General features: G+C 47.9%; 22 protein-coding genes and 2 tRNA genes. 19 read left to right on the forward strand and 5 right to left on the reverse strand.

Features of this window, described 5'->3' with window-relative positions:
• Nucleotides 1–43: 43 nt before the first annotated feature.
• From rpoZ to ACO0K4_RS18460, 3 genes are all read right to left on the reverse strand, one after another.
• A complete protein-coding gene (rpoZ, locus tag ACO0K4_RS18450) occupies nt 44–247 on the reverse strand; it encodes a DNA-directed RNA polymerase subunit omega (RefSeq protein ID WP_262838389.1) in 204 nt (67 codons plus the stop codon).
• Between the two features lie 14 nt (nt 248–261).
• On the reverse strand, nt 262–903 hold the full coding sequence (gene gmk / locus ACO0K4_RS18455; protein ID WP_422958143.1) for a guanylate kinase: 642 nt from the start codon (nt 901–903) through the stop codon (nt 262–264).
• 121 nt (nt 904–1,024) lie between these two features.
• Entirely contained in the window at nt 1,025–1,924 is a 900-nt protein-coding gene (locus ACO0K4_RS18460) for a YicC/YloC family endoribonuclease (protein WP_422958166.1), read from the reverse strand.
• A gap of 272 nt (nt 1,925–2,196) precedes the next feature.
• Between ACO0K4_RS18460 and ACO0K4_RS18465 the strand changes: the two genes are divergently transcribed.
• From ACO0K4_RS18465 to ACO0K4_RS18505, 9 genes are all read left to right on the forward strand, one after another.
• The gene (locus tag ACO0K4_RS18465; RefSeq protein WP_422958144.1) at nt 2,197–3,210 is read left to right on the forward strand and encodes a serine/threonine protein kinase; all 1,014 of its coding nucleotides are present in this window, start codon (nt 2,197–2,199) and stop codon (nt 3,208–3,210) included.
• A 111-nt stretch (nt 3,211–3,321) separates the two neighbouring features.
• Nucleotides 3,322–4,257, forward strand: coding sequence for a PP2C family protein-serine/threonine phosphatase (locus ACO0K4_RS18470; protein WP_422958145.1), 936 nt, complete (start codon nt 3,322–3,324; stop codon nt 4,255–4,257).
• Nucleotides 4,258–4,270: 13 nt separating this feature from the next.
• Nucleotides 4,271–5,002 (forward strand): ribonuclease PH, encoded by a 732-nt coding sequence (gene rph / locus ACO0K4_RS18475; protein ID WP_422958146.1) that lies wholly within the window; start codon nt 4,271–4,273, stop codon nt 5,000–5,002.
• A 2-nt stretch (nt 5,003–5,004) separates the two neighbouring features.
• Nucleotides 5,005–5,640 carry an RdgB/HAM1 family non-canonical purine NTP pyrophosphatase gene (gene rdgB, locus ACO0K4_RS18480; protein WP_422958147.1) on the forward strand — a complete coding sequence of 212 codons (636 nt, stop codon included), beginning with the start codon at nt 5,005–5,007 and terminating at the stop codon, nt 5,638–5,640.
• Between the two features lie 246 nt (nt 5,641–5,886).
• Nucleotides 5,887–7,146, forward strand: a complete 1,260-nt coding sequence (gene hemW, locus ACO0K4_RS18485) for a radical SAM family heme chaperone HemW (RefSeq protein ID WP_422958148.1) — start codon at nt 5,887–5,889, stop codon at nt 7,144–7,146.
• A 147-nt stretch (nt 7,147–7,293) separates the two neighbouring features.
• Nucleotides 7,294–8,505, forward strand: coding sequence for an EAL and HDOD domain-containing protein (locus ACO0K4_RS18490; RefSeq protein ID WP_422958149.1), 1,212 nt, complete (start codon nt 7,294–7,296; stop codon nt 8,503–8,505).
• Entirely contained in the window at nt 8,506–10,521 is a 2,016-nt protein-coding gene (locus ACO0K4_RS18495; RefSeq protein ID WP_422958150.1) for a putative bifunctional diguanylate cyclase/phosphodiesterase, read from the forward strand.
• A gap of 107 nt (nt 10,522–10,628) precedes the next feature.
• A tRNA-Ser gene (locus ACO0K4_RS18500) sits at nt 10,629–10,718 on the forward strand.
• Between the two features lie 90 nt (nt 10,719–10,808).
• Entirely contained in the window at nt 10,809–11,747 is a 939-nt protein-coding gene (locus ACO0K4_RS18505; protein WP_422958151.1) for a patatin-like phospholipase family protein, read from the forward strand.
• A gap of 132 nt (nt 11,748–11,879) precedes the next feature.
• Here ACO0K4_RS18505 and ACO0K4_RS18510 read toward each other — a convergent pair whose 3' ends face one another.
• The gene (locus ACO0K4_RS18510) at nt 11,880–12,443 is read right to left on the reverse strand and encodes a C40 family peptidase (protein ID WP_422958152.1); all 564 of its coding nucleotides are present in this window, start codon (nt 12,441–12,443) and stop codon (nt 11,880–11,882) included.
• A gap of 213 nt (nt 12,444–12,656) precedes the next feature.
• Between ACO0K4_RS18510 and ACO0K4_RS18515 the strand changes: the two genes are divergently transcribed.
• The 4 genes from ACO0K4_RS18515 (at nt 12,657) to greA (ending at nt 18,359) form a co-directional block, all read left to right on the forward strand.
• Nucleotides 12,657–13,064: a GlcG/HbpS family heme-binding protein gene (locus ACO0K4_RS18515; RefSeq protein WP_422958167.1), complete on the forward strand. Its 408-nt coding sequence runs from the start codon at nt 12,657–12,659 to the stop codon at nt 13,062–13,064.
• A 325-nt stretch (nt 13,065–13,389) separates the two neighbouring features.
• On the forward strand, nt 13,390–14,565 hold the full coding sequence (gene carA / locus ACO0K4_RS18520; protein WP_422958168.1) for a glutamine-hydrolyzing carbamoyl-phosphate synthase small subunit: 1,176 nt from the start codon (nt 13,390–13,392) through the stop codon (nt 14,563–14,565).
• Between the two features lie 2 nt (nt 14,566–14,567).
• Nucleotides 14,568–17,786, forward strand: a complete 3,219-nt coding sequence (gene carB, locus ACO0K4_RS18525) for a carbamoyl-phosphate synthase large subunit (protein ID WP_422958153.1) — start codon at nt 14,568–14,570, stop codon at nt 17,784–17,786.
• A gap of 96 nt (nt 17,787–17,882) precedes the next feature.
• Nucleotides 17,883–18,359 (forward strand): transcription elongation factor GreA, encoded by a 477-nt coding sequence (gene greA / locus ACO0K4_RS18530; protein ID WP_422958154.1) that lies wholly within the window; start codon nt 17,883–17,885, stop codon nt 18,357–18,359.
• A gap of 72 nt (nt 18,360–18,431) precedes the next feature.
• Here greA and ACO0K4_RS18535 read toward each other — a convergent pair whose 3' ends face one another.
• Nucleotides 18,432–18,908 carry a YhbY family RNA-binding protein gene (locus tag ACO0K4_RS18535; RefSeq protein WP_422958155.1) on the reverse strand — a complete coding sequence of 159 codons (477 nt, stop codon included), beginning with the start codon at nt 18,906–18,908 and terminating at the stop codon, nt 18,432–18,434.
• A gap of 32 nt (nt 18,909–18,940) precedes the next feature.
• Here ACO0K4_RS18535 and ACO0K4_RS18540 point away from each other — a divergent pair, with 32 nt between their 5' ends.
• The 6 genes from ACO0K4_RS18540 to ACO0K4_RS18565 form a co-directional block, all read left to right on the forward strand.
• Entirely contained in the window at nt 18,941–19,582 is a 642-nt protein-coding gene (locus ACO0K4_RS18540; protein ID WP_422958156.1) for an RlmE family RNA methyltransferase, read from the forward strand.
• Between the two features lie 159 nt (nt 19,583–19,741).
• On the forward strand, nt 19,742–21,628 hold the full coding sequence (gene ftsH / locus ACO0K4_RS18545) for an ATP-dependent zinc metalloprotease FtsH (protein WP_422958157.1): 1,887 nt from the start codon (nt 19,742–19,744) through the stop codon (nt 21,626–21,628).
• A gap of 72 nt (nt 21,629–21,700) precedes the next feature.
• Nucleotides 21,701–22,543 carry a dihydropteroate synthase gene (folP, locus tag ACO0K4_RS18550; RefSeq protein WP_422958158.1) on the forward strand — a complete coding sequence of 281 codons (843 nt, stop codon included), beginning with the start codon at nt 21,701–21,703 and terminating at the stop codon, nt 22,541–22,543.
• Between the two features lie 63 nt (nt 22,544–22,606).
• On the forward strand, nt 22,607–23,950 hold the full coding sequence (glmM, locus tag ACO0K4_RS18555; RefSeq protein ID WP_422958159.1) for a phosphoglucosamine mutase: 1,344 nt from the start codon (nt 22,607–22,609) through the stop codon (nt 23,948–23,950).
• Between the two features lie 112 nt (nt 23,951–24,062).
• Nucleotides 24,063–24,139: transfer RNA gene (locus ACO0K4_RS18560), tRNA-Arg, on the forward strand.
• Between the two features lie 549 nt (nt 24,140–24,688).
• Nucleotides 24,689–25,730, forward strand: a 1,042-nt coding sequence (locus ACO0K4_RS18565) for a HAMP domain-containing protein (protein WP_422958160.1), incomplete at its 3' end; no start/stop codon positions are given.

The following is a 25,730-nucleotide window of genomic DNA, read 5'->3' on the forward strand; positions in this document are numbered from 1 at the left end:
TCCGTTTAGTTCCCAGCCGTTTCACGGTAGTAGCGCTACAGAATTAAAGAGGTACTTTTTTCAACATTTCAATGCCAATTTTACCTTCTGCGATTTCACGCAGGGCAACAACGGTTGGTTTGTCTTTTGAGTCCACTTTTGGTGTGTGACCTTGCAATAATTGACGCGCGCGATACGTAGCGCACAGGGTCAATTGAAAGCGATTAGGGATGTTTTTCAATGAGTCTTCAATAGTAATACGTGCCATTTTCTTTCTTTCTATCATGGGTTGGCATGGATGCCCAGTTGGGCAAACAGCGCTGCATTGCGGCTTGCTTGCTGCGGGAAGCGGCAGCGGGTTGCCTTGACGACTGCATTGAGTTCTGCCAAGGCGGTTGCAAACTCTTGATTAATAATAACATATTCGAACTCGGGAGCGTGCGCCATTTCACCGCCAGCGGCTAGAATTCGACGGGTAATGATGTGCGGTTCATCTTGTCCGCGCTTTTTCAGTCGTTCTTCCAGTGCCGGGATTGATGGCGGCAAGATGAATATCCTGACCGCGTCCGGAAATTGCTTTTTAACCTGTTGCGTCCCTTGCCAGTCGATTTCCAGCAAAATATCGGTACCGGCCTGCATTTGCTGTTCAATCAGGATACGGGAGGTGCCGTAGTAGTTGCCATGGACTTCGGCTGATTCGAGAAACTCGCCCTGCGCCTTGCGTGCCAAAAAATCCTCTATCGTCGTGAAATGATATTCGCGACCATCCTGCTCACCTGGGCGCGGTGGGCGAGTAGTGTAAGAGGTGGATAGCTTGATGGCGGGTTCTTGCGCCAATAAAGCATTCACCAGGGTCGATTTGCCCGCACCCGATGGGGCGGCAACCATAAACAGACTACCTGCAGTGGCTTTGGATGCGGACATAATGGTTCTCAAGCTTCTCAATTATGATTTTTTGGGGAGTATGCTTTAAAACTAGGCAGTTTGCGCAAGCTTTACCTAGTGATTAAAATATACTGGCAGTAGTATAAAGAAAAGTTCCGGTCTATTCAAGATTCTGTACCTGTTCACGCATTTGTTCGATCAGCAACTTTAATTCCATGGAAGCATCGGCCAGTTCTTTCAGTGCGGCTTTCGATCCCAGGGTATTTGCTTCGCGGTTAAGTTCTTGCATCATAAAGTCGAGACGCTTGCCGACTTGTCCACCTTTTTTCAGGATATGTCGAGTTTCGGTCAGATGTGCTGACAAGCGTGACAATTCTTCTGCGACGTCGATGCGGATGCCGTACAAGGTGACTTCCTGCCGGACTCTGTCGAGGATCTCTTCGCGCGAGATGGTTTGAGCTGCTGTGTTGGTGCTGGCTTGCGACAGACCCAGTGCCTCTTCCATGCGGCTGATAGCTTTTTGCTGGAACTGCTGTACAACCTGTGGCACCAGGGGGGTGATTCTGGTCACGATGGTTTCCATCGCGTCGATACGGTCGGTCAGGACTTGTGCCAGCGCGGCACCCTCCCGTTCGCGGCTGATGATAAATGCTGTCAATGTCGTGTCAATGCCGTTGACGATCGCAGATTGCAGAGCGTCGGCATTGATTTCGGCCTCTTCAATCACACCCGGCCAGCGTAGTAATTCGTTGCTGGTCAACGGCGCAGCGTCAGGGAATTGCTGGCGTACTTGTGTTTGAAATGATGCGATTTGAGCCAGAACGTCTGCATTTAATGCCTTAGAATTGCCGCTGCTGGTTTTTTTGCCGAAACTGAAGCGACATTCGACCTTGCCACGTGCCAGTTTGCGGGAAATCGCCTCGCGAAATAGCGGCTCTACCGACCTGAAATCGTCATTGATACGGAATTGCAAGTCCAGAAAACGTGAATTCACGCTCTTGATTTCTAGCGTGATGGTGCCGGCATCGGTTTCATGGGTCTGGGCGGCATAGCCGGTCATGCTGTAAATGCTCACGTAATTTCCTTGTAATGCGGTAAGTTAAAAAATAAATGCAAAATAAATGCAAAGCTAGTGCAAATTGAATACGTTTAATACGTTCATATAGGTTGAACCTTGCACAGAATGTTGCATTGTCCGGCGCAGTGCGTATTAGCACGGAGGGTTACATTTGGCGACAATATTGCAGTAGGGAAGCAGTTTGCTTTCTTGTTATCCTTTACAAAATCACCAAACATCAACACAATCCTCTCTATCAACGGATTTAGGACGATATGGCCGCACAAAATAACGCACCCTTGCCAGACGGGCTGGAGATTGCTGGATATCGCATTGTAAAGAAAATTGCATCCGGCGGGTTCAGTATTGTTTATCTGGCGTCGGACGAGGATGGCAATGCAGTTGCCATCAAAGAGTATTTGCCAAGCTCGCTGGCACTGCGTCAGCAGGGCGAACTGGTACCTGCGATTTCACCGGAAAATTTACCGATCTACCGTATCGGTCTCAAATGTTTTTTTGAGGAAGGTCGTGCACTGGCGCGTATTGCACATCCGAATGTGGTCAGCGTCATCAATTTTTTCCGTGCCAATGAAACGGTGTACATGGTGATGGCCTATGAGTCTGGCCGCTCGTTGCAAGAACATATCTTGCGTCGCCGTGATAAAGGTGAAAAACCGCTGGTGTCGGAACGCTTCATTCGTCGTATGTTTAATCACGTGATGAATGGCTTGCGTGAAGTTCACACCAACAAGCTGCTGCATCTGGATTTAAAACCGGCGAATATTTATCTGCGTCTTGACGGGACGCCGATCTTGCTGGATTTTGGCGCCGCACGGCAAACCCTGAAGACCGATCTGCCTAAGCTGTATCCGATGTACACACCGGGTTTCGCCGCGCCGGAGCTATATTCAAAAAATGGCAATCTAGGACCGTGGACTGATATTTACAGCATAGGCGCATCGATTTTTGCCTGCATGGTCGGTGCACCGCCGCAGCCATCGGATCAGCGTAAAAATGGCGATAAGATGGAAAACCATTATCGCAAACTTGATGGTTTGTATTCTCCCGAATTGATTGAAGTGGTGCGCTGGTGCCTGAAAATGGATCCGCTGGAACGGCCGCAAAGTGTGTTCGCGCTACAAAAAGCCTTGCAGTTACAAAAGCAGCCGCAGAAAGAACTGACTATGCTGGAAAAAGCCACGCAAAAACTAACATCCTTATTTGCGCCAGCCCGAAAGAAGCCTGTCGAAAGCGACCACACAACGATACAAGACCATACCGTACATTAATGCCGGATCCAGTCTGTCCATGTACGGGTCTGGCATGGATTGTTTGATTTGGTTCGCCTCAGTTATGCCGGTATGTTGCCAATGACCTTACTTGTTTTTAGAATTTAATCCATGCGTTTTTCCGTTTATCAAGAAAGTCATATTGGTGGCCGCAAGGTCAATCAAGATCGCATGGGCTATAGCTTTACCCGCGATGTGATCCTGTTGCTGCTGGCTGATGGCATGGGCGGTCACATCATGGGTGAAATGGCCGCAACTATCGCAATGCAAACGATCGGTAATTTATTTCAGCAGCAGGCCCATCCGATGATAGGGCGCCCGGAACGCTTTCTGGAAGACAGTTTTTTTGCGGCTCATCAAGAGATTCATCGTTATCGTGAACTGCATAATTTACCTGAGACGCCGCGTACCACCATCGTTGCATGTCTGATTCAGAATGGTCATGCATATTGGGCGCATTGTGGTGATTCGCGTCTGTATTGGATGCGTCAGGGCCAGATTTTATTGCGCACTAAAGATCATTCGCGTCTGGAGACTTTGATCGCTCAGGGTAAAGTTGATCCGTCGGAGCGTCATACCCACCCTGACCGGAATAAATTGTTTAACTGCCTCGGTGCGCCGAATGCACCGATTGTCGAGTTATCCCGTCGCGCCACCTTGCAGGCAGGCGATCTGATCTTTTTATGTTCGGATGGATTATGGTCAGTCTTGCCGGATCATATGCTGGCACAGCGTTTAAACGATCACACCATCGTGCGGGCCGTGCCTGAGCTGATCCGTTCCGCAGTCGATATCGCGGGCAAGCAAAGCGATAATGTGACGGCTCTGGCAATGATGTGGGAAGGCGATGACAGGTTAGAAGACTCTTCCATCATCTCGACCAATACCTTGCCGATAGGATCGATTACGACCACGATACAAGCGCCTGCTCCCGGCGAGCAGGACAATGTTGAAGCCGACGCATTCAACGAAGCCGAAATTGAAAAAGCGATTGCGGAAATCCGCAATGCGATTCATAAATCATCCCGCGTTACTACTAAACCTTAAATTATTCACTCCTATGCCTCATTCTATTCGTCCAAGCGGACGTGCGCCGGACGCATTGCGTCCCGTCGTGATCAGCCGCCATTTCACTAAACATGCCGAAGGTTCGGTATTGATCGAATTCGGCGATACCCGCGTCATTTGTACCGCCAGTATCGAAGATAAAGTTCCTGGTTTTCTGAGGGGCAAAGGGCAGGGCTGGCTGACTGCGGAATATGGCATGCTGCCTCGCTCTACGCACACCCGTATGGACAGGGAGGCGGCGAAAGGCAAGCAATCCGGTCGCACGCAAGAGATACAGCGCCTGATTGGCCGCTCACTGCGCGCCGCATTTGATCTGGAAGCTTTCGGTGAGCGTACCTTGCATATTGATTGCGACGTGATCCAGGCTGATGGCGGCACCCGTACGGCAGCGATTTCCGGTGCCATGGTTGCGGCATATGATGCATTCTCAAAACTGGTTGAGCGTGGCGTCATTGCAGCCGTGCCGGTAAAACATTTTGTTGCAGCGATTTCAGTCGGGGTCTTTCAGGGTATGCCGGTATTGGATCTTGATTATCCAGAAGACTCTGCTTGCGATACCGATATGAATGTCGTGATGACTGAGCAAGGGCAGTTTGTTGAAGTGCAGGGTACTGCTGAGGGCGTCGCGTTTGATCGTGCTACGATGAATCGTTTGCTGGATCTGGCGCAGGAAGGGATCGCGGATCTGATCGACTTACAAAAACAAGTATTGGGATTGATGTAGCCATGATGTCTGAGATTGCACCTGCTATGAGCGTAAAAGTCAGTGGAAAGCTCAGTGGAAAAAAAATTGTGCTTGCCTCAAATAATCAAGGCAAGCTGAAAGAATTTTTCCATGTACTATCGCCCCTGGGTATTTCATTGCATGCGCAATCTGAATTTGAAGTGCCCGAAGCAGAAGAGCCCTATTTCACCTTCCTAGAGAATGCCCTGGCCAAAGCGCGGCATGCGGCGCGACTGACGGGCTTGCCGGCTCTGGCAGATGACTCTGGCATTTGTGTGAATGCTTTGCAAGGTGCTCCTGGCGTATTGTCCGCTCGTTTCGCTGGCGAGCCAAAATCCGATGCGCGAAACAATCAGCATTTGATACAGCAACTGGCAGGATTTGCAGATAAGTCGGCTTATTATTATTGTGTCTTGGTGTACGTCCGCTCAGAGCATGACCCTCAGCCTGTGATTGCCGATGGTTTATGGCATGGTGAGATCATTGATCAGCCAAAAGGGGCGCACGGTTTTGGTTACGATCCGCATTTCTGGATTCCAGCTTTGGGCAAGAGCGTTGCGGAATTGACGCCCGCAGAAAAAAGTCAGTTGTCGCACCGTGGGCAGGCCTTGCGTATCCTGCTTGAAAAGCTGGCCTGAACAATTTGAGGCACTGGTGTGCCGATGTACCTGCGGTATCGTTGCCGGTGTTGGAGGAGAATTTTCAATAGTGCGCTGTCAGTCCTGTGAGCTCATTTCATTGTGATTGTAAAATTCAACCCGCAATGCTGGTGCGCCTTCTGGCCTTAAATGCCTCTGGAAGCTTTACCTAGCCTGCAGATTCTCTTTCTGATCTGTTACGCAGCTCCCCGTTTAGCGTCAAATCTACGTGTGTAAGAAACTACCATGATTCCAATCAAACCGATTTCTTCGGTTCCTGTATCGCAGAAAAAGACGGTCTTATCCGCTGTGCCACAAGACGTGGCAAGCCACTTTCTGGGTGCCGGTCAGTTCAATTTCACTAGCTTGCCGCCACTGTCGCTGTATATACATTTTCCCTGGTGCGTCAAAAAATGCCCTTATTGCGATTTCAATTCGCATGAAGTAAAAACCAGTTTCGATGAAAACCTCTATCTGGATGCTGTACGTGCAGATCTTGAAGCGGCTTTGCCCCTGATCTGGGGACGTAAGATTTACACGATCTTCATTGGTGGCGGGACGCCTAGCCTGATGTCGGCCGCCGGACTGGATCGCCTGATGTCAGATGTGCGCACCTTATTGCCAGTTGACGGCGCGGCTGAAATTACCTTAGAGGCCAATCCCGGCACCTTTGAAACGGAAAAATTTCGTTCTTACCGTGATAGCGGCATCAATCGCTTGTCGATTGGCATCCAGAGTTTTAATTCGCAACATTTGCAAGCGCTGGGTCGTATTCACAACGGCGATGAGGCCAGGCGTGCGATCGACATAGCACAACAATATTTTGAGAACTTCAATCTTGATCTGATGTTTGCCTTGCCCGGACAGACGCTGGAACAAGCGAAAACAGATGTAGAGACCGCTATCGCCTGTGCGCCGCCGCATCTGTCCTTATATCATTTGACGCTGGAGCCAAACACCTATTTCGCCAAGTTCCCGCCAGTGATTCCGGATGATGATCTGAGTGCGGAGATGCAGGAGTTGATTCAGTCCAGGATGCTTGCTGCCGGTTACGGTAATTACGAAGTCTCTGCGTATGCGAAGCCAACCCGCGAATCACGCCACAATCTGAATTACTGGAATTTTGGCGACTATCTCGGTATCGGTGCAGGAGCGCATTCTAAGTTGACGTTTCCGCATAAAATTGTTCGTCAAATGCGGTACAAGCAACCGAAAATATACATAGAGGAAAGTTTGCGCGGTGCAGCAGTTCAGGAGACTGTGGAAATTCAACGACATGAGGTGGGTTTTGAATTCATGCTCAATGCCTTGCGACTGAATCAGGGTTTCGCTGTGAACTTATTCAACGAACGGACAAGTTTGTTGTTGAACGATCTGGAAAAAGAATTGACGATTGCGGAGCAAAAAGGCTTGCTCAGCAGGGATCACCAAACAATTCGCCCTACCGAATTAGGCCGTCGGTTTTTGAACGATCTGCAAACCTTATTCCTAAAGGACGAGCCCTGACAAAAAATATTGATCACAATCATTGCCGGTGTATTTTTTTACGTCACACAACTTAAAGTAAAACTTTAATTGATGTTGCAACTTTACAAGTTTCAACTTAGTATTTCGTGATGACTTAAAAACTACTCCAAGAGTAAAAACCAGCCCATGACAAACGCGAATGGTTTTAAATTACCGGTTACACCTCTTTCTCCTGTCGTCAATCATCAGCAACAGCTTGCCGCGTTGAGCATGCATTTTGAGGCGAACTCTGTTGCACAGTCTCTTCAGTTATTGCAGCAATTCAAGCAATGTGAATTTTTTGAAAAGCTGCTTGAAATTTTCTTATTTATCCCCATCGACGATCCTGCAGTATTGCCCGCGGATATTGATGAGCGTATCGGCTCATCCAAAGTAGCTCTTCTGATCCCTGAGACGGCATGTGTTGATAAAGACGTGCAAACCAGGCTCAACTATCTCGCGAGCAAAGGTGTGCGTCTGGTGGTTGACGACTTCGCTTCACGGTCAGAGTTGACCTGGGAAGATACCGCAGCAGTCGCAGTCGATTGTCATGCCGGAGTGCCGTTCTACATCAAGCCCTGGTTATCCGGTTTGCAAAGCGGCATGCGTGTCGCCAAAAAATTAGAAACATCGGCGCAGCTACAAGAAGCCCTTGACGCAGGGTTTAATCTGTTTGCAGGTGACTATGCGTTTCATCCTGCTTCCGGCGGCAAATCCGGTGACGCCGGTGCCAGAACACGGTTGCTGAAATTATTAGGCTTGGTATCACGTGATGCAGAATCCAGGGAGTTGGAGGAATTGTTTAAGCAGGACAGCAGTTTGTCTTTTATGCTGTTTAAACTGGTCAGTTCTGCCGCCTTTGCACAGACGGTCAAGGTCACTAGTTTTGGACAAGCGATTAATCTGCTGGGACGCCGGCAATTGCAACGCTGGTTGCAATTACTGTTATACGCCCGTCAGCAAGATAGCGGCGGTGCGCTGAATCCTCTCATGTTGCGTGCGGCATTTCGTGCCAGCCTGATGGAGGCGTTGTGTCAAAAAAACGGCGGTAACAGGGATGAGCAAGATTGCGCATTCATGGTCGGTATGTTCTCGTTGCTGGACATCTTGTTTGGCAGTCCGCTCAGTGAAATTCTGCAGCCTCTGAACTTGCTAGATGAAGTGCTTGCCGCATTGCTACAGCGCGAAGGTGTATTAGGACAACAACTGGCGCTCGTTTGTTGTGCTGACCGTACACATTGTGATGATGGCGCAATGGATAGTGAGCGCCTGGCGGCGATTGGTGTCACTGAGGCGGACTACTATGTGGCCATGATCAAGGCCTATGTCTGGGTGAATCAGGTTTGTCAGGACATGTAGATGAACCAGACCAAGACGCTGACAGAGTTTAGTTTGGGTGCGTCGCTTGGCGAGGCGGTCTTATGTATGCAGGGTCATCATCTCGACCAAGAATTAACACGTATCGCTCAGTCGATCGTCAATTCTCCCGGGGTCAGGTTTGTGCCGCAACTTACTGAGACCATCAGCGCAGAGCATGAGCTTTGCCAGGTTTCGGCCGAAGCCTTTTATGTGCTATCCGGTAAGAAGGGTGAATACTCCGACTCCGATCTGGCAAAGCTGGCGATTCTGGCGCAACTTACGGCTAAATTGTTAGCGGCCAAAGCGCAGCTGGACCAGCGCTTCAAAGCCTCTGCCGAAACCCAGTTACAGCAATCGCAAATTCTCGATCAGATTCACGAGTCCGTGATCACGATGGATCTGGCGGGTTTTATTATCAGCTGGAATCGTGGGGCAGAAAATTTGTTTGGCTACAGCGCCAGCGAAGCCATTGGTAAAAATATCTTGTTTCTTTACGACGAGGAAGAAGTTGATGGCTTGCGCTTATTCGATTCTTTTCTGGAGGATGGCGGGCGTGAAATGGAAGTCCGCCGCCGTAAAAAATCGGGTGAAGTTTTTTGGGCTAGCCTGAGTCTTTCACCTTTATGTGACTCCAATACGCAGCCGATAGGGATGATCGGTTATCTTAGTGATATCACCGAACGCAAACGTGCTGAAGAGCAGATTAATCATCTCGCTTATTATGATCTGCTGACCGATCTCCCGAATCGTACTTTGTTTAAAAAACTGGTCGATAAGGCCTTGCTGCAATCGCAGCGGAATAATTCGATAGGCTCACTCTTATTTATCGATCTGAATCGCTTTAAGCCGATTAACGATACGCTGGGCCATGCAATCGGTGATCTCTTGCTGAAACAAGTCGCAGAACGGTTTCGTCTGGCATTGCGTGAAAATGATGTGATTGCACGCTTAGGTAGCGATGAATTTGCGATTGGTTTGCTCGACATACCTCAGGATATTCATGCCGGTCTGGTGGCGCAAAAATTATTGACGACCTTAGATCAGGCCTTTCTGGTTGAAGGTCATGAGCTGCGTATCGGTGCAAGCATCGGCATCAGTATTTATCCGCAAGACGGCATGGAGGCGGACCAGTTGCTGCAAAAATCAGATATCGCGATGTTTAAGGCAAAGCGCAACGTCGAGCGCGCCAGCGGTAGTTATGCCTTTTACGATAACGAAATGAATCGCACCATTGCTGGCCGGTTATATCTGGAATCAGGTTTGCGTCGCGCCTTGCAGCATGCAGAATTCTCCCTGCTATATCAGCCTAAAGTGAATATTCTGACCGGTCAGATGATTGGCGTTGAGGCTTTGCTGCGCTGGAATCATCCTAAAAAGGGCATGATATCGCCAGCCGAATTTATCCCTGTTGCAGAAGAGACGGGATTGATTTTGCAGATTGATGCCTGGGTTCTGGAGACCGCCTGCGAGCAAGCCAGACAGTGGCAGGTAATGGAGATTGCGCCTTTCAGAATCGCGGTTAACGTCTCGGCTAAAGAGTTCACATCAGCCTTGCCGAGCCGGGTTCGTGAGGCGCTGGCCCAATTCCAGATATCACCAGCATGGATAGAATTAGAAATTACCGAGAGTATGCTGATGCACAGCGCCGAGAGCGTCGTCACGATCATGGATGAAATTGCCGCGCTGGGCGTGACGCTGTCGCTCGATGATTTTGGTACTGGCTATTCAAGTTTGTCGTATCTGAAGCGGTTTCCTATCAATACGCTGAAAATTGATCGCTCGTTTATTCAGGGCGTACCCACGGATAATGATGACTGCGCGATCGCCGGTGCGATTATCAGCATGGCGAAGAAATTGCGTCACAAAGTGATTGCAGAAGGCGTCGAGAATTGGGAGCAGCTATCATTTTTAAAAGACGCAGGTTGCGATGAAGTGCAGGGATATTTGTTTTCGCGACCAGTGAGTCCTGAGCAGATCACAGAGATGCTAACTGAAGGTTTTCATTTTTCTGTTTGATCGGATTAAAATAAATGCCGCAAACCTACAGAACATTGCTATAATAACGGGCTTGGAAGGTTGGTGCCGTTTGTGTTTGTGCTAATCTGAAGATTGATAGTAAGTACGGAAGTGTGGCCGAGTGGTTGAAGGCACCAGTCTTGAAAACTGGCGAGGGTGTGAGCCCTTCGTGAGTTCGAATCTCACCGCTTCCGCCAAAAATTTAGCAGGATCTAAGCCCACGTTGCTCTTTTGAGAACGTGGGTTTTTTGTATGTGGGTTGCCTGTTCACCTTTTTCCTATCCCTAATGCCCCTCATGTTGCTCAAAAAAATTGCGTGTCAATTATCCCGTGTTTGCTCGTCCTTATTAGTGTTGTCACTGCTGTCAGCTTGTGTCTCGGCGCCGGTTCAGGTGGTTGCGCCGCCTTTGCCTCTCCCTGTGGTGAAGGTGCCTAAAACGATACGTATCGGACTCGCTCTGGGTGGTGGTGCTGCGCGCGGGTTTGCGCATATCGGAGTCATTAAGGCGCTGGAATCGCAGGGTATTAATGCGGATATCGTGGTGGGTACCAGTGCGGGCAGTGTTGTCGGCGCGATGTATGCTGCCGGGAATAATGGCTTCGCCTTGCAAAAAATGGCGCTGGATATGGATGAGGCGACCATTTCTGACTGGTCTTTGCCTTTGTTTGCTAAAACTAGCGGTGTGTTGAAGGGCGATGCGCTACAGGCTTACGTGAATAAATCGGTAGGGCAAACACCTATAGAAAAATTGAAGAAGCCATTCGGTGCGGTTGCGACGGATTTGCATACTGGCTTGCCAGTCTTGTTTCAGCGCGGGAATACGGGTCTGGCGGTGCGGGCATCGTCCGCAGTGCCGGGCGTATTTCAACCAGTCAAAATCAATGACAGGCAATATGTTGACGGTGGTTTGGTGTCGCCGGTGCCGGTGCGCTTTGCGCGCGAGATGGGGGCGGATTTTGTTATTGCGGTAAATATTTCTTCGCAGCCAGATTCGCAGGCTGCATCCAGTTCTCTGGAAGTATTGATGCAAACTTTTACCATCATGGGCCAAAGTTTGAATCAGTTTGAATTAAAAAATGCCGACGTCGTGATCAAGCCTGAGCTGGCGAGTATGAAGGGTAGTGATTTTGCCGGACGTAACCTGGCGATTCTGGCGGGGGAAAAAGCGGCAATGTCGGCGATGGCTGACATTAAGCAAAAAATTCGTCTGATGCAGGAAAAATAACGGTTAGTTAAGTAGTCAGCTAAGTGTTTGGTTTCTTACTGAAATCATATACTCCCACTAAGTATATTTTTGTCGCGGCGCAGAAGCTGCGGGATAAGGCAGGTTTTTGATGAAAATAGGGGGAGTCTAAGTTTAAGGCTTGCTGTCTTGCTTTTTCTCTTCTTCGTTGATTCGTCTGGCGCCGTTAAAGCGTTTTTTCCAGTACGCGATGTCCATGCTCTCTATCCGCACTTGCCCGCCAGCGGATGGTGAGTGAATAAACTTGTTATCCCCGAGATAAATACCGACGTGAGAGAAGCCACGGCGCAGCGTGTTATAAAAAACCAGATCGCCAGGTTGTAAATCTTTTTGCTCTACGGTTTCCCCGACTTTGCTGATCTCATGAGAAGTTCTTGGCAATTCTGCACCCAGCGCATCTTTAAAAACTAGTCTTACAAAGCCACTGCAATCAAGGCCATTTTCAGGTGTATTGCCGCCACGCTTGTAGCGTATGCCCAGCATATCCATTGCCTTGACGGTCAGATTGGATGCGCGTTCACGTAGTTCCTGAAATTTCAGATAGGCAGTAGATGATTCTGGGAAGGGGTTTTCTGCGGCTTGACTAGATGTGCAGAGAGTAAGCTGCAGGGCGCTGGCGAGTAGTACAGTAAGGACTAATTTTACTTTCCTTGGATGTCGGGAAATTGTTATTAGCATCGTTGCACCTAGTTGGAAAAACCGCCCAACTTTAAGCGAACTATTGTGGAATGTAAACTCGTCAATTGTAATAATTAACTAAATGATATTTATTTTGAGATGCATTTTGATCGAAATCCCGGCCGGAAACTGATCAAATTGTTAAAACAGTTTGTATACTTAAGCGAACTGGCTTGACGTACAATCCGCTCACATTTCTACCTGGAGGCAATGATGCAAACTAAACCCGTATTAACTTTGGACGATGTAAAGACAATCGCAGCAGCAGCAGAGGCTGAGGCGAAGGCGAATTCCTGGGCGGTTGTCATTGCGATTGTTGACGACGGCGGTCATTTGATGTGGTTGCAGCGTCTGGATGGTGTGGCGCCTATCTCCGCACAAATCGCACCTGCCAAGGCGACTACGGCAGCGCTTGGTCGTCGTGAATCCAAAATTTATGAAGATATTATTAACAATGGTCGCTTCTCTTTCTTGAGTGCGCCGTACATTGAAGGCATGCTGGAAGGTGGTGTGCCAATTATGGTGGACGGACATTGCGTTGGTGCTGTTGGTGTCTCAGGCGTTAAGTCGTCAGAAGATGCGCAGATTGCAAAGGCTGGCATTGCCGCCTTGCAGGCCTGATATTTTCATGCGATCAAGCTCCCGCTAACAGGCTAATGAGCGGATTGATTAGCTATTCGGTATGGCAGGTGTTTAAAGCAGAAGGGTGCAAATTGGCATGGTGATTCATGTGATTTGCGCCCTTTTTCTATGATTCTGGTTTGCCCGAGAGGCGTATTTGCGCTATAATTCGAGGGTTTAGCCAATCCAAATCCCGTCGTATCGCATACCCAAATCCACATCGCACCTTAAAATCGTCCCCAGCTACGCGAAGATTGTGCGTGGGCATTCATGACGAGTATTTCGGCGCAGCGTAGCGACGGTAACAATACAGGAGTTACCCTTGCTGCCATTTCCGCAGTCTTTACGTCCCCAACAAGATGCCATCGCCATTCTTGCCCTCGCAGACGGGACAATTTTTACCGGTGTATCCATAGGCGCTTCAGGACACACCATCGGTGAAGTCGTTTTTAATACTTCTATGACGGGTTATCAGGAAATCCTGACGGACCCAAGCTATAGCTCCCAGATCGTTACCCTGACTTATCCGCATATCGGTAATACCGGTGTGAACTCAGAGGATGTCGAGTCTGACAAAATCCATGCAGCCGGTCTGATCATCAAAGACTTGCCGCTGCTGGTATCGAATTTTCGTTCCGAACAATCGCTTGCCGATTATCTTAAGTCGCAAAACATCGTAGCCATCGCCGGTATCGATACGCGTAAATTGACGCGGATTTTGCGGGAAAAAGGTGCGCAGGGTGGCGCTATTCTGGTTGGTAACGATGCAGAGAAAGCCATCGCGTTAGCGAAGTCATTTCCAGGTTTGTCAGGAATGGATCTGGCGAAAGTCGTATCGACTACCAAGTCTTACAACTGGACTGAAGCGGAATGGGCGCTCGGTCAGGGTTATGGTGAGTTGGCTGATCCGCAATTTCATGTGGTGGCTTTCGACTTCGGTGTTAAACGCAATATCTTGCGTATGCTCGCGCAGCGTGGTTGCAAAGTGACGGTACTGCCTGCTCAGTCTTCGGCTGCTGATGTGTTGGCACTGAATCCAGATGGCGTATTTTTGTCTAATGGTCCTGGTGATCCGGAACCGTGTGACTATGCGATTGCTGCTGCCACAGAATTGATCGAAAAAGGTATCCCGACTTTCGGTATTTGTCTTGGTCATCAAATTATGGCGCTGGCGTCTGGCGCTAAAACTTTGAAGATGAAGTTCGGCCATCATGGTGCGAATCATCCCGTGCAGGATTTAGATACTAAGCAAGTGTTGATCACATCGCAAAATCACGGCTTTGCTGTTGATTCTGCCTCACTGCCGGCAAATTGCCGCGTGACGCATGTGTCCCTGTTTGACGGGTCCTTGCAAGGTTTTGCGCGTACTGACAAGCCGGCATTTTGTTTTCAGGGACATCCCGAAGCATCGCCGGGACCGCATGATATCGCCTACCTGTTTGACCGCTTTACCCAATTAATGAGTGCCGCAAAAGCGCAGGCAAAAACAGGAGAAAAATAAAAATGCCTAAACGTCTCGATATAAAAAGTATTCTGATCATTGGTGCCGGTCCTATCATCATCGGACAAGCATGTGAGTTCGATTATTCCGGTGCACAGGCTTGCAAAGCCTTGCGTGAAGAGGGATACAGAGTCATCCTGGTCAATAGTAATCCCGCAACGATCATGACAGACCCGGAAATGGCGGATGTCACCTACATTGAGCCGATTACATGGCAAGTCGTTGAACGTATTATCGCGAAAGAAAAACCAGATGCGATTCTGCCGACGATGGGCGGCCAGACCGCGCTGAATTGCGCACTTGATTTGCACAAGCACGGTATCTTAAGCAAATACAATTGCGAATTGATCGGTGCCTCGCCAGAAGCGATTGACAAGGCCGAAGACCGTTCCAAGTTTAAAGATGCGATGACCAAGATCGGGCTGGGTTCGGCCCGCTCTGGCGTGTCGCACACCATGGACGAATCATGGGCTGTACAGCGCACGCTGGGCTTCCCGGTCATCATTCGTCCATCGTTCACCATGGGCGGCACCGGCGGTGGGATCGCCTACAACGAAGAAGAATTTGAAACTATCTGCAAACGCGGTCTGGAAGCATCTCCGACCAGTGAATTACTGATTGAAGAATCATTAATTGGCTGGAAAGAATACGAGATGGAAGTCGTGCGCGATAAAGCGGATAACTGCATTATCGTGTGCTCGATTGAAAATCTGGATCCGATGGGCGTACACACCGGTGACTCAATTACCGTAGCGCCAGCGCAAACGTTGACGGATAAAGAATATCAAATCATGCGGAATGCTTCACTGGCAGTTTTGCGTGAAATTGGAGTGGATACTGGCGGCTCTAACGTGCAGTTTTCCATCAATCCAGCGGATGGCCGCATGATTGTGATTGAGATGAATCCGCGTGTATCGCGCTCCTCTGCATTAGCGTCTAAGGCAACCGGATTCCCGATTGCCAAGATCGCTGCGAAGCTGGCGGTTGGCTTCACTCTCGATGAACTACGCAATGAAATTACGGGTGGCGCAACACCAGCGTCTTTTGAACCATCAATCGATTACGTGGTAACTAAAATACCGCGTTTTGCTTTTGAGAAATTTCCTCAGGCGGACAGTCACTTAACGACGCAAATGAAATCGGTCGGTGAGGTCATGGCGATTGGACGTACGTTTCAGGAATCGTTCCAGAAGGCCTTGCGCGGCCTGGAAGTTGGTGTAGACGGGATGAACCAGAAAACTCTGGACCGTGAGGTGATTGAGGAAGAACTCGGTGAGCCTGGGCCGGATCGTATCTGGTATGTAGGTGATGCATTCGGCCTCGGTTTTACGCTTGAAGAAGTGCATCAATTGACGCATATTGATCCGTGGTTCCTGGCGCAGATTAAAGATATCGTTGATATCGAATTGTGGCTGGATCATCAGACTTTAGACAGCCTTGATAAAGAAGTGCTGTTAAAAATAAAGCAAAAAGGTTTCTCTGACCGTCGTCTCGCAAAGTTGTTGAAAACAACCGATAAGGCAGTGCGCGAACGTCGTCATGCGTTGAATATCCGTCCTGTTTATAAACGTGTAGATACCTGTGCCGCAGAGTTCGCAACCAAGACTGCGTATATGTATTCGACATATGAAGAAGAGTGTGAGTCTGCACCGACGGATAAGAAAAAAATCATGGTGCTGGGCGGTGGTCCCAATCGTATTGGTCAAGGTATTGAATTCGATTATTGCTGCGTACATGCGGCGTTTGCAATGCGTGAAGATGGCTATGAGACGATCATGGTCAACTGTAATCCCGAAACAGTTTCTACCGACTACGACACATCGGATCGTTTGTATTTTGAGCCCTTGACATTAGAAGATGTACTGGAAATCGTCGATAAAGAAAAACCAGTTGGCGTAATCGTTCAATACGGCGGACAGACGCCTCTGAAACTTGCTCTGGATCTGGAGGCGAATGGTGTGCCGATCATCGGTACGTCACCGGATATGATTGATGCCGCAGAAGATCGCGAGCGTTTCCAGCAAATGTTGCATACCTTAGGTTTGCGTCAACCGCCAAATCGTACCGCCCGCACTGAAGAGCAGGCTCTGGCTCTGGCGCAGGAAATCGGTTATCCGCTGGTGGTTCGTCCATCGTATGTATTGGGTGGGCGTGCGATGGAGATCGTGCATGAACAACGTGATCTTGAGCGCTACATGCGTGAAGCCGTCAAGGTGTCGCATGATTCTCCTGTGTTGCTAGATCGTTTCCTGAACGATGCAATTGAGGTGGATGTTGACTGTATCTCTGATGGTGAACACACCTTCATTGGTGGTGTAATGGAGCATATCGAGCAGGCAGGCGTGCACTCCGGTGATTCAGCGTGTTCATTGCCGCCATATTCCCTGGCAGCCGACACAATAGATGAACTGAAACGCCAGACCTCTTTGATGGCAAAAGGTTTGAATGTTGTTGGTTTGATGAATGTACAGTTCGCAATTCAACAACAGGATGGTAAAGACGTTGTCTATGTGCTGGAGGTAAATCCGCGCGCATCCCGCACGGTGCCTTATGTTTCTAAAGTCACAGGCCTGCAGTTAGCTAAAATTGCTGCACGTTGCATGGTAGGGCAATCACTGGCTTCGCAAGGTGTTCACAAAGAAGTTGTGCCATCCTATTTCAGCGTCAAAGAAGCCGTATTCCCGTTCGTTAAGTTCCCGGGTGTAGATACGATTCTCGGGCCAGAGATGAAGTCCACTGGCGAAGTCATGGGAGTTGGCAAGACGTTTGGCGAAGCTTTTGTGAAATCGCAACTCGGTGCCAGTATCAAGTTGCCGACATCAGGCAAGGTGTTCCTGAGTGTGAAAGGCAGTGACAAGCCGCGGGCAGTAAAAGTCGCAGCCGATCTGGTCGAGATGGGCTTTAGCGTAGTGGCGACCAAGGGTACGGCCGCAGCCATTGCCGCGGCAGGCATACCGGTTGGCACGATTAATAAAGTTGCTGAAGGTCGTCCGCACGTAGTTGATATCATCAAGAACCACGAAATCGCTCTGGTCATCAATACCGTTGAAGAGAAGCGTAGCGCAATTACCGATTCACGTGCTATTCGCGTGTCATCGTTAGCCGCTCGTGTGCCGACGTACACGACAATTGCGGGAGCTGAGGCGGCAGTGCAGGGCATGCGTCATCTGGATGAATTGCATGTCTATGATTTACAAGGTCTGCATAAAACCTTACACTAAGCAACTAGCTTAAACTTCGATACAGAGGTCACAGACGGCGTCCAGTCCGGATGCCAGATGTGGCCTCTGTATTTTTACTTTATGAGTGTGAATGAAATGAGTACAGTACCTCTTACCAAGTTCGGCGCAGAATTGCTGAAGCAAGAATTGCATAATCTGAAGACGAAAGAGCGTCCAGACGTCATTAACGCTATTGCTGAAGCGCGCGCTCAGGGCGATTTGTCAGAAAATGCTGAATATGATGCGGCGAAAGAGCGTCAGAGTTTTATCGAGGGACGTATTGCTGAATTGGAAGGTAAGCTCAGCGCCGCACAAATTATCGACCCTTCAACTCTGGATGCAGAAGGTCGTGTCGTGTTTGGAGCAACAGTGCGTTTGGAAGATCTCGAAACAGAACAAAAAGTCAGTTATCAGATCGTTGGTGACGATGAGGCTGATATTAAACTAAGTAAAGTTTCAATCAGTTCACCGATTGCACGCGCTCTGATCGGTAAATATGCCGGTGACGTCGTCGGTGTTCAGGCACCTGCCGGTGTTCGTGAGTACGAAGTGCTGGATGTTTTGTACATCTAAATAAAAAAGACCAGACTGATCAAGGTCTGGTCTTCTATTGATTTGCAGCGAAATGCTGCATTTGCTGTATGATCAGGCATTACCCAAAGCAGATTTCTTCGCGCTGGATTGACGTGGTTTAGCACGCTTGATCGAACCACCTTGTGTGACGCGCTCATTGCCTTTAACCATGACTTTCGAAACCGTAGGTTTTTTGGTGCCGCTGGCGCTAGGTTTAACGATCGTAACCTCACGCATACCTTTGCCTTTTTTAACTAACTTGGTTTCTTTGATGCCGTCGACTTTGGGGCGATAAAGAACCAGTAATTTACCGATATGCTGGACTGGCGCTGCTTTGAGCGACTCGCAAATCGTGTCATACATTGTAACGCGTGCTTCGCGGTCATCGCCAAATACGCGTACTTTAATCAATCCATGAGAGCTGAGACCAGCATCGATTTCTTTCATCACGGCGGGCGATAAACCGGCTTCACCGATCAGAACGATAGGTTTCAGGGCATGGGCTTCGGAGCGCAATTCGCTACGTTCAGCGGGCGTGAGTTTCAACATATAAATTCCTTTAAAAGCAGTATTTTACGCGAATGGCAAAAAATAAATTCAATCAAAATTGGGTGCACGACCATATTAACGATCCTTATGTCAAATTGGCACAGAAGGAAGGTTATCGTGCGCGTGCCGTTTATAAGCTGAAGGAAATCGATGAAGCGGAAAAATTGATCAAGCCAGGACAGATTATCGTCGATTTAGGGGCAACACCAGGTAGTTGGTCGCAATATGTACGTAATAAATTAGCAGGCAAAGACGGCGGCGGTATCTTGGGTGAAATTTTTGCACTGGACTTATTGCCAATGGATCCCATTGCTGATGTCCAATTTATTCAGGGCGATTTCCGTGAGGAAGAGGTACTGAGTCAACTGGAGGCTAAATTGCAAGGCCGTAAATTAGATCTTGTATTATCTGATATGGCACCTAATCTATCAGGCAATTCTACTGTGGATGCTGCACGTATCGAGTATATTCTTGAGCTGGCAGTGGAATTTTCTAACGCGCATCTAAAGCCGACAGGAGCTTTACTGGTGAAGTGTTTTCATGGTCCTGCTTACAATACGATTGTGACCATGTTTAAAACACAATTTAAAACTGTCACTAGTAAAAAACCAAAAGCCAGCAAAGACAAGTCATCTGAGATATTTTTGCTTGGTCGCGGGCTGAAAAATGATTAAAAATCCTTAAATAGATCAAATATAGCCAAATTGTCAGCCAATCAGACCTTGATAATCATCAAAGTGGGCTGCATATGCGCTCTAGCAAGCTCTATCCAATGCGGGTAAAATGCAAAATTACAGTGTGTACAGGCGTGCTTATACGTCCAAGGAGTTCTCGTGAATAATATGTTTTCAAAAGCAGCCATTTGGGTCGTTATTGCCTTGGTGCTTTTTACTGTGTTCAAACAGTTTGATAAGGGCATTTCTTCTGGTGCCTCCGCAATGCCATATTCCGAGTTTCTGGATGAGGTTCGTGCTAAACACATCAAAGACGCAACGATTGATGATGCAAACCGCACTGTCACGGCGACGACACTGGACGGTAAAAAAATTAAATCTCAACTGACGATATTTGATCGCGGTCTGGTTGGCGATCTGGTAAACAACGGTATTAAATTTGATAATAAACCACCCGAAGAGCAATCGTTCTTGTCGCAGGTGTTTATTTCATGGTTCCCGATGCTGTTGTTGATCGGCGTTTGGGTATTCTTCATGCGCCAGATGCAGGGCGGCGGCAAGGGCGGTGCTTTTTCTTTTGGTAAGTCCAAAGCCAGAATGCTGGATGATACCAATAACAATGTCACTTTTGCCGATGTCGCCGGTTGCGATGAAGCGAAAGAAGAAGTTGGTGAAATCGTTGATTTCTTGCGTGATCCAAGCAAGTTTCAAAAACTTGGTGGACGTATCCCGCGTGGCGTATTAATGGTAGGCCCTCCGGGTACAGGTAAAACTTTGCTGGCTCGTGCAATTGCGGGTGAAGCCAAGGTGCCATTTTTTACTATTTCAGGCTCAGACTTTGTTGAAATGTTTGTCGGTGTAGGTGCTTCCCGTGTTCGCGATATGTTTGAAAATGCGAAAAAACATGCGCCATGCATTATCTTTATTGATGAGATCGATGCTGTCGGACGCCATCGTGGTGCTGGTATGGGTGGCGGTAATGATGAGCGTGAACAAACATTGAATCAGATGCTGGTTGAGATGGATGGCTTCGAGGCTAATTCTGGTGTAATCGTGATCGCAGCGACTAACCGCGCTGACGTATTGGATAAAGCCTTATTGCGTCCAGGTCGTTTTGATCGTCAGGTTTCTGTGGGCTTGCCAGATATTCGCGGTCGTGAACAAATCTTGAACGTACACATGCGCAAGGTCCCTATTAGCACTGATGTTAAGGCGGATATTCTGGCTCGCGGAACTCCTGGTATGTCTGGCGCTGATCTGGCGAATCTGGTGAATGAAGCCGCATTGTTTGCTGCGCGTCGTAATAAGCGTCTGGTAGAAATGCTGGATTTTGAAGATGCAAAAGATAAAATCTTCATGGGTCCAGAACGTAAATCCATGGTGATGCGTGAAGACGAACGTCGTAACACGGCTTACCATGAATCTGGTCACGCAGTCGTGGCAAAGTTGTTGCCCAAAGCAGATCCTGTGCACAAAGTCACCATCATGCCGCGTGGTTTTGCATTAGGATTGACTTGGCAATTACCTGAGCATGATCAGATCAGCGGTTATAAAGACAAAATGCTGGAAGAAATTTCAATTTTGTTTGGCGGTCGTATTGCTGAAGAAATTTTTGTCGGACAGATGTCGACTGGTGCATCAAATGACTTTTCTCGTGCAACCAAACTGGCCCGCGCGATGGTCACTCGTTTTGGTATGTCCGATAGCATGGGCGTGATGGTGTATGAGGACAGTCAAAGTGAAGGTTACTTCGGCGGCCCTTCTAAAACAATTTCTGAAGTAACTCAGCAAAAAGTTGACGCGGAGATCCGTAGTATTCTGGATACGCAATATGCATTGTCACGTAAATTGTTAGAAGAGAATCGTGACAAGGTTGAGGCAATGACTAAGGCATTGCTGGACTGGGAGACGATTGATGCGGATCAGATTAATGACATCATGAGTGGTATCGATCCTCGCCCGCCAAAGCCAGGCCAGTCCACTAGAAAAACACCTTCAGATTCAAGTTCTGGTGGTGTATCTCCTAATGCGGCGGCACCAGCCTGAGATTTATTTGGTGAAATACGTTTAATTTAGTTTAGGGTGAGAAGTGATTCTCGCCCTAATTTTTTTATATTTATGAATAATTTTTTTGATTGCGGACGGTATCGCTTTCCTTTACAGGGAAGCCAATTTCGACCGATTGTGATGGGTATCCTGAATGTAACGCCAGATTCGTTTTCTGACGGCGGGCAGTTTCAGGCACTTGACGGCGCTATGTCGCATGCAGAGCAAATGATCCGGGATGGCGTTGATATCATTGATATAGGTGGAGAGTCTACCCGGCCAGGCTCAGTCCCTGTTTCTCTGAGTGAAGAGTTAGATCGGGTGATGCCGATTATTTACGCTTTGCGTGACTGTGGCAAACCTTTATCAATTGATACCTATAAAGCTGAAGTCATGCGTGAGGTGATACTTGCCGGTGCCGATATGATTAATGACATCAGTGGGTTTCGGTCTGAAGGTGCTATCACGACTGTCGCAACAAGTGATGTCGGCTTATGTGTCATGCACATGCAAAACTCTCCCGCAGACATGCAGCAACGCCCTCGGTATGAGGATGTGAATCAAGAGGTCACATCGTTCCTCGAAGAGCGCCTGACCGCCTTGAATAAGGCCAGTATAGAGAATTCACGCCTTTGCATCGACCCGGGGTTTGGTTTTGGAAAAACTCTGGAGCATAATATTTCGATGTTAAAAAACATAGAACAATTTCAGATTAAACATGGTCTGCCGTTGCTGGCAGGCTTATCACGCAAGTCCATGTTGGGAACGATTACCGGAAAGCATGTTGAGCATCGTCAGGCGGCAAGCTTGGCTGCGGCATTAGCGGCCATCGCCCGTGGAGCAAAGATTGTACGGGTGCATGATGTAGCCGGAACGGTCGATGCCATCAAAGTATGGCAAGCATTAAGTAATTAGATGGTTAGATAGTTCAGTAATCAAGTAATTAAGTAGCTAGGTAATTACATAAAGAGAATAAAAATGACGAGAAAATATTTTGGTACCGATGGCATTCGAGGCAAAGTCGGTGTGTCACCAATTACGCCTGATTTCGTAATGCGTTTAGGTTATGCCGCAGGTAAAGTTCTTGCGCAAAACGGTCATGTTGGAGAATCTAAACCTACCGTGCTGATTGGTAAAGATACGAGAGTATCTGGATATATGTTAGAGGCCTCACTAGAAGCCGGATTCGCGGCAGCTGGTGTCGACGTGATGTTGTCAGGCCCAATGCCAACACCAGCCGTTGCTTATCTGACGCGTGCTTTGCGTTTGTCTGCCGGTGTTGTGATATCGGCCTCTCACAATCCGTATTACGACAACGGTATTAAATTCTTTTCTGCCCAGGGAAACAAATTGCCTGATGAAGTTGAGCTGGCGATTGAGGCAGAACTGGAGCGCACAATGGACTGTGTTAGTTCAGATTTGCTAGGCAAGGCACATCGTTTGCGCGATGCTAACGGCCGATATATCGAATTTTGCAAAAGTACCTACCCAAATGAACTGGATTTGCGCGGATTGAAAATTGTAGTTGATTGCGCTCACGGTGCGGCCTACGATATTGCTCCCCATGTCTTCCACGAATTAGGTGCCGAAGTCATCTCCATTGGTAATCAGCCAAATGGATTTAATATTAATGATAAGGTCGGTGCAACTGCGCCGGATGCATTAGCGTTAGCTGTGAGAGCAAATCATGCTGATATAGGTATTGCCCTTGATGGGGATGCCGATCGGCTGGTCATGGTTGACAAGAACGGTAAAATTTACAATGGTGATCAACTCTTGTATCTGATGGTCATGGATCGGTTGGCGATTGGCCCGGTTAAGGGGGTGGTCGGTACTTTAATGACGAATATGGCAGTAGAGCTGGCGCTGAAAGAACTCGGCGTTGGTTTTGTACGGGCTAAAGTCGGCGATCGCTATGTGCTCGAACAAATGCAAGAGCATGGATGGTTATTAGGTGGTGAAGGTTCCGGTCACTTACTGTGTCTGGATAAACACACGACAGGGGATGGAATTGTCTCTGCCTTGCAAGTGCTCTCTGCTTTGCGCCGTAATAATAAAACCTTGGATCAATGCTTTGAGCAATTACATCTTTTTCCTCAGGTACTGATTAATGTGAAAGTCCCTGCTGGTTTTGACTGGCAAAAAAATCCACTGGCGATGAGTGAAAAAAATCGTGCTGAAACCGAAATGGGCGATAAAGGTCGTGTCTTGATTCGCGCCTCTGGAACAGAACCTTTAGTTCGTGTCATGGTTGAGGCGGTTGATTTGGATATGGCAAATCGTTATGCCCGTCAGTTAGCGGATATTATTGCTCCCAAATAGAGTTTAATTACGTCCGGAACGGCTTTCATTCTTGAATATGGATGGTATTCCATGTACTATTCAGCCTTCTGTTTTTATGCGTCGCATCTTGTGCGATGCATATCCAAACGACCTGTCCATAGCTCAGTTGGATAGAGCACGAGCCTTCTAAGCTCGGGGTCGCAGGTTCGATTCCTGCTGGGCAGGCCAATGAAATTAAGTACTAAGCCCAGTTTTTGACTGGGCTTTTTGCTTACTGCTGCCTCGATTACTCTAATGTTGTAGCGTATAGCACTATTACGTAATAATTTCGGTATTACTCAGTCATTCTCAGAAATTTTATCCTTCAGCCTCTCAGTACGTAATTTCTGAACTCGTCTGTTCACGCTGACTCTCCCTCTGCCACATCAACCCCTAAAATCTGAGGATGCCCTATTTGCCAGGATAGTCATTCGTTCTTAGAATTTGTTAGCGCTTGTGTGGGTTTTGTGTCAGTTTTCTCCTAAAATTTTATTACATATTTAAAATAACCTTAGCTTCAACTACACTTAGACAGTATGTCTTTGTTTTTATTTAATAATGAATGTGCGACAGATGGTAAAACGAGCTTGCGTAAATTAAAAAAATTAATTCGCTGAATTTTTAGTCCTGAAAAATTTTATTTCCCCAGTGATATTATTGAGCAGTACATGAATCGTGTTTTACAGAATAAAACAGAGATAGCTTGTTCTTGTGCATGACCATTGATGGTCTCTCATTGTGCTGTTAAGTACATCATTTGTTTCAGAATACGCGTTCCAACGACATAGCAAATACATTTTATATCTCATAAAGGGTTATATGAAACTGCTCTCGAACATCAGAATCGGTACCCGTTTAACGCTTGGATTTGGTTTGGTGCTTTTGTTCGCACTTGGCTTACTAGCTTTAGGAATCTTTCGCTTAAGTCAGCAGCATGGATCTCTTGACTACATATTTAACAATAAAGTGGCTAGTCTGAGTGCGGCAACTGAAATGCGGGAACAAGGTCGGGCACTTTCTCTGGTGTTGAGAAAAATGACGGCTCCTACTGATGTAGCCGAGGCAGAGAGAGAGACAAAAAAATTAATTCAGATTGTCGATAGCTACAATAAATCTGAAGAGCTTGCAAAGCAACTGATAGAAGGGCAGGAGGGTAAGGCAACGCTGGTAAAGGCTTTTGAACAAAAGCAAGTTGTGATGTCCCTTGTGACCAAAATTAAATCTTTTGTCGCCGAAGGAAATTATTTTGATGCAGCGTCATTGCTGCAAACTGAATTCGGCATTCCGCATGAAAAATGGATGGTTGCTCTCACTGAACTGGCACAGCAGCAGAGAGAGGCAATGAAATTAACCTACGATGAATCGCAGGTTAATTATCGCGTTTCAATGACTAGTATGATTGTGGTAGGTTTCATCATTCTGGCGATTGGTATGTTTGCAGCCTGGTATATCACTCGCACCATTTCTCTGCCGATTAAACGTGCCGCGAGTGTTGCTGATCATATAGCTAGCGGTGACCTCACCAATGATATCCAGATTGATGTCAGTGACGAAATCGGGGATCTCTTACAATCGTTGAAATTGATGCAGACTAATCTGATCGATACTGTTTCGCAAATTAAACAGGGAACGGAGACGATCACAGTAGCGTCCAAAGAGATCGCCTCAGGGAATGCCGATCTATCCAGCAGAACCGAATCACAAGCCAGCTCGCTCGAAGAGACGGCCAGCTCCATGGAAGAACTCACCAGCACTGTTCGTCAAAATGCCGACAACGCCA

The organism is Undibacterium sp. RuTC16W (assembly GCF_049339445.1).
Taxonomy (GTDB): domain Bacteria; phylum Pseudomonadota; class Gammaproteobacteria; order Burkholderiales; family Burkholderiaceae_D; genus Undibacterium.

Bases quoted from the DNA above. Each gene is read 5' to 3' on its own strand.
- rpoZ (WP_262838389.1), bottom strand. From the start codon at position 247: ATGGCACGTATTACTATTGAAGACTCATTGAAAAACATCCCTAATCGC.
- gmk (WP_422958143.1), bottom strand. From the start codon at position 903: ATGTCCGCATCCAAAGCCACTGCAGGTAGTCTGTTTATGGTTGCCGCC.
- ACO0K4_RS18460 (WP_422958166.1), bottom strand. From the start codon at position 1,924: ATGACCGGCTATGCCGCCCAGACCCATGAAACCGATGCCGGCACCATC.
- ACO0K4_RS18465 (WP_422958144.1), top strand. From the start codon at position 2,197: ATGGCCGCACAAAATAACGCACCCTTGCCAGACGGGCTGGAGATTGCT.
- ACO0K4_RS18470 (WP_422958145.1), top strand. From the start codon at position 3,322: ATGCGTTTTTCCGTTTATCAAGAAAGTCATATTGGTGGCCGCAAGGTC.
- rph (WP_422958146.1), top strand. From the start codon at position 4,271: ATGCCTCATTCTATTCGTCCAAGCGGACGTGCGCCGGACGCATTGCGT.
- rdgB (WP_422958147.1), top strand. From the start codon at position 5,005: ATGATGTCTGAGATTGCACCTGCTATGAGCGTAAAAGTCAGTGGAAAG.
- hemW (WP_422958148.1), top strand. From the start codon at position 5,887: ATGATTCCAATCAAACCGATTTCTTCGGTTCCTGTATCGCAGAAAAAG.
- ACO0K4_RS18490 (WP_422958149.1), top strand. From the start codon at position 7,294: ATGACAAACGCGAATGGTTTTAAATTACCGGTTACACCTCTTTCTCCT.
- ACO0K4_RS18495 (WP_422958150.1), top strand. From the start codon at position 8,506: ATGAACCAGACCAAGACGCTGACAGAGTTTAGTTTGGGTGCGTCGCTT.
- ACO0K4_RS18505 (WP_422958151.1), top strand. From the start codon at position 10,809: ATGCCCCTCATGTTGCTCAAAAAAATTGCGTGTCAATTATCCCGTGTT.
- ACO0K4_RS18510 (WP_422958152.1), bottom strand. From the start codon at position 12,443: ATGCTAATAACAATTTCCCGACATCCAAGGAAAGTAAAATTAGTCCTT.
- ACO0K4_RS18515 (WP_422958167.1), top strand. From the start codon at position 12,657: ATGCAAACTAAACCCGTATTAACTTTGGACGATGTAAAGACAATCGCA.
- carB (WP_422958153.1), top strand. From the start codon at position 14,568: ATGCCTAAACGTCTCGATATAAAAAGTATTCTGATCATTGGTGCCGGT.
- greA (WP_422958154.1), top strand. From the start codon at position 17,883: ATGAGTACAGTACCTCTTACCAAGTTCGGCGCAGAATTGCTGAAGCAA.
- ACO0K4_RS18535 (WP_422958155.1), bottom strand. From the start codon at position 18,908: ATGTTGAAACTCACGCCCGCTGAACGTAGCGAATTGCGCTCCGAAGCC.
- ACO0K4_RS18540 (WP_422958156.1), top strand. From the start codon at position 18,941: ATGGCAAAAAATAAATTCAATCAAAATTGGGTGCACGACCATATTAAC.
- folP (WP_422958158.1), top strand. From the start codon at position 21,701: ATGAATAATTTTTTTGATTGCGGACGGTATCGCTTTCCTTTACAGGGA.
- glmM (WP_422958159.1), top strand. From the start codon at position 22,607: ATGACGAGAAAATATTTTGGTACCGATGGCATTCGAGGCAAAGTCGGT.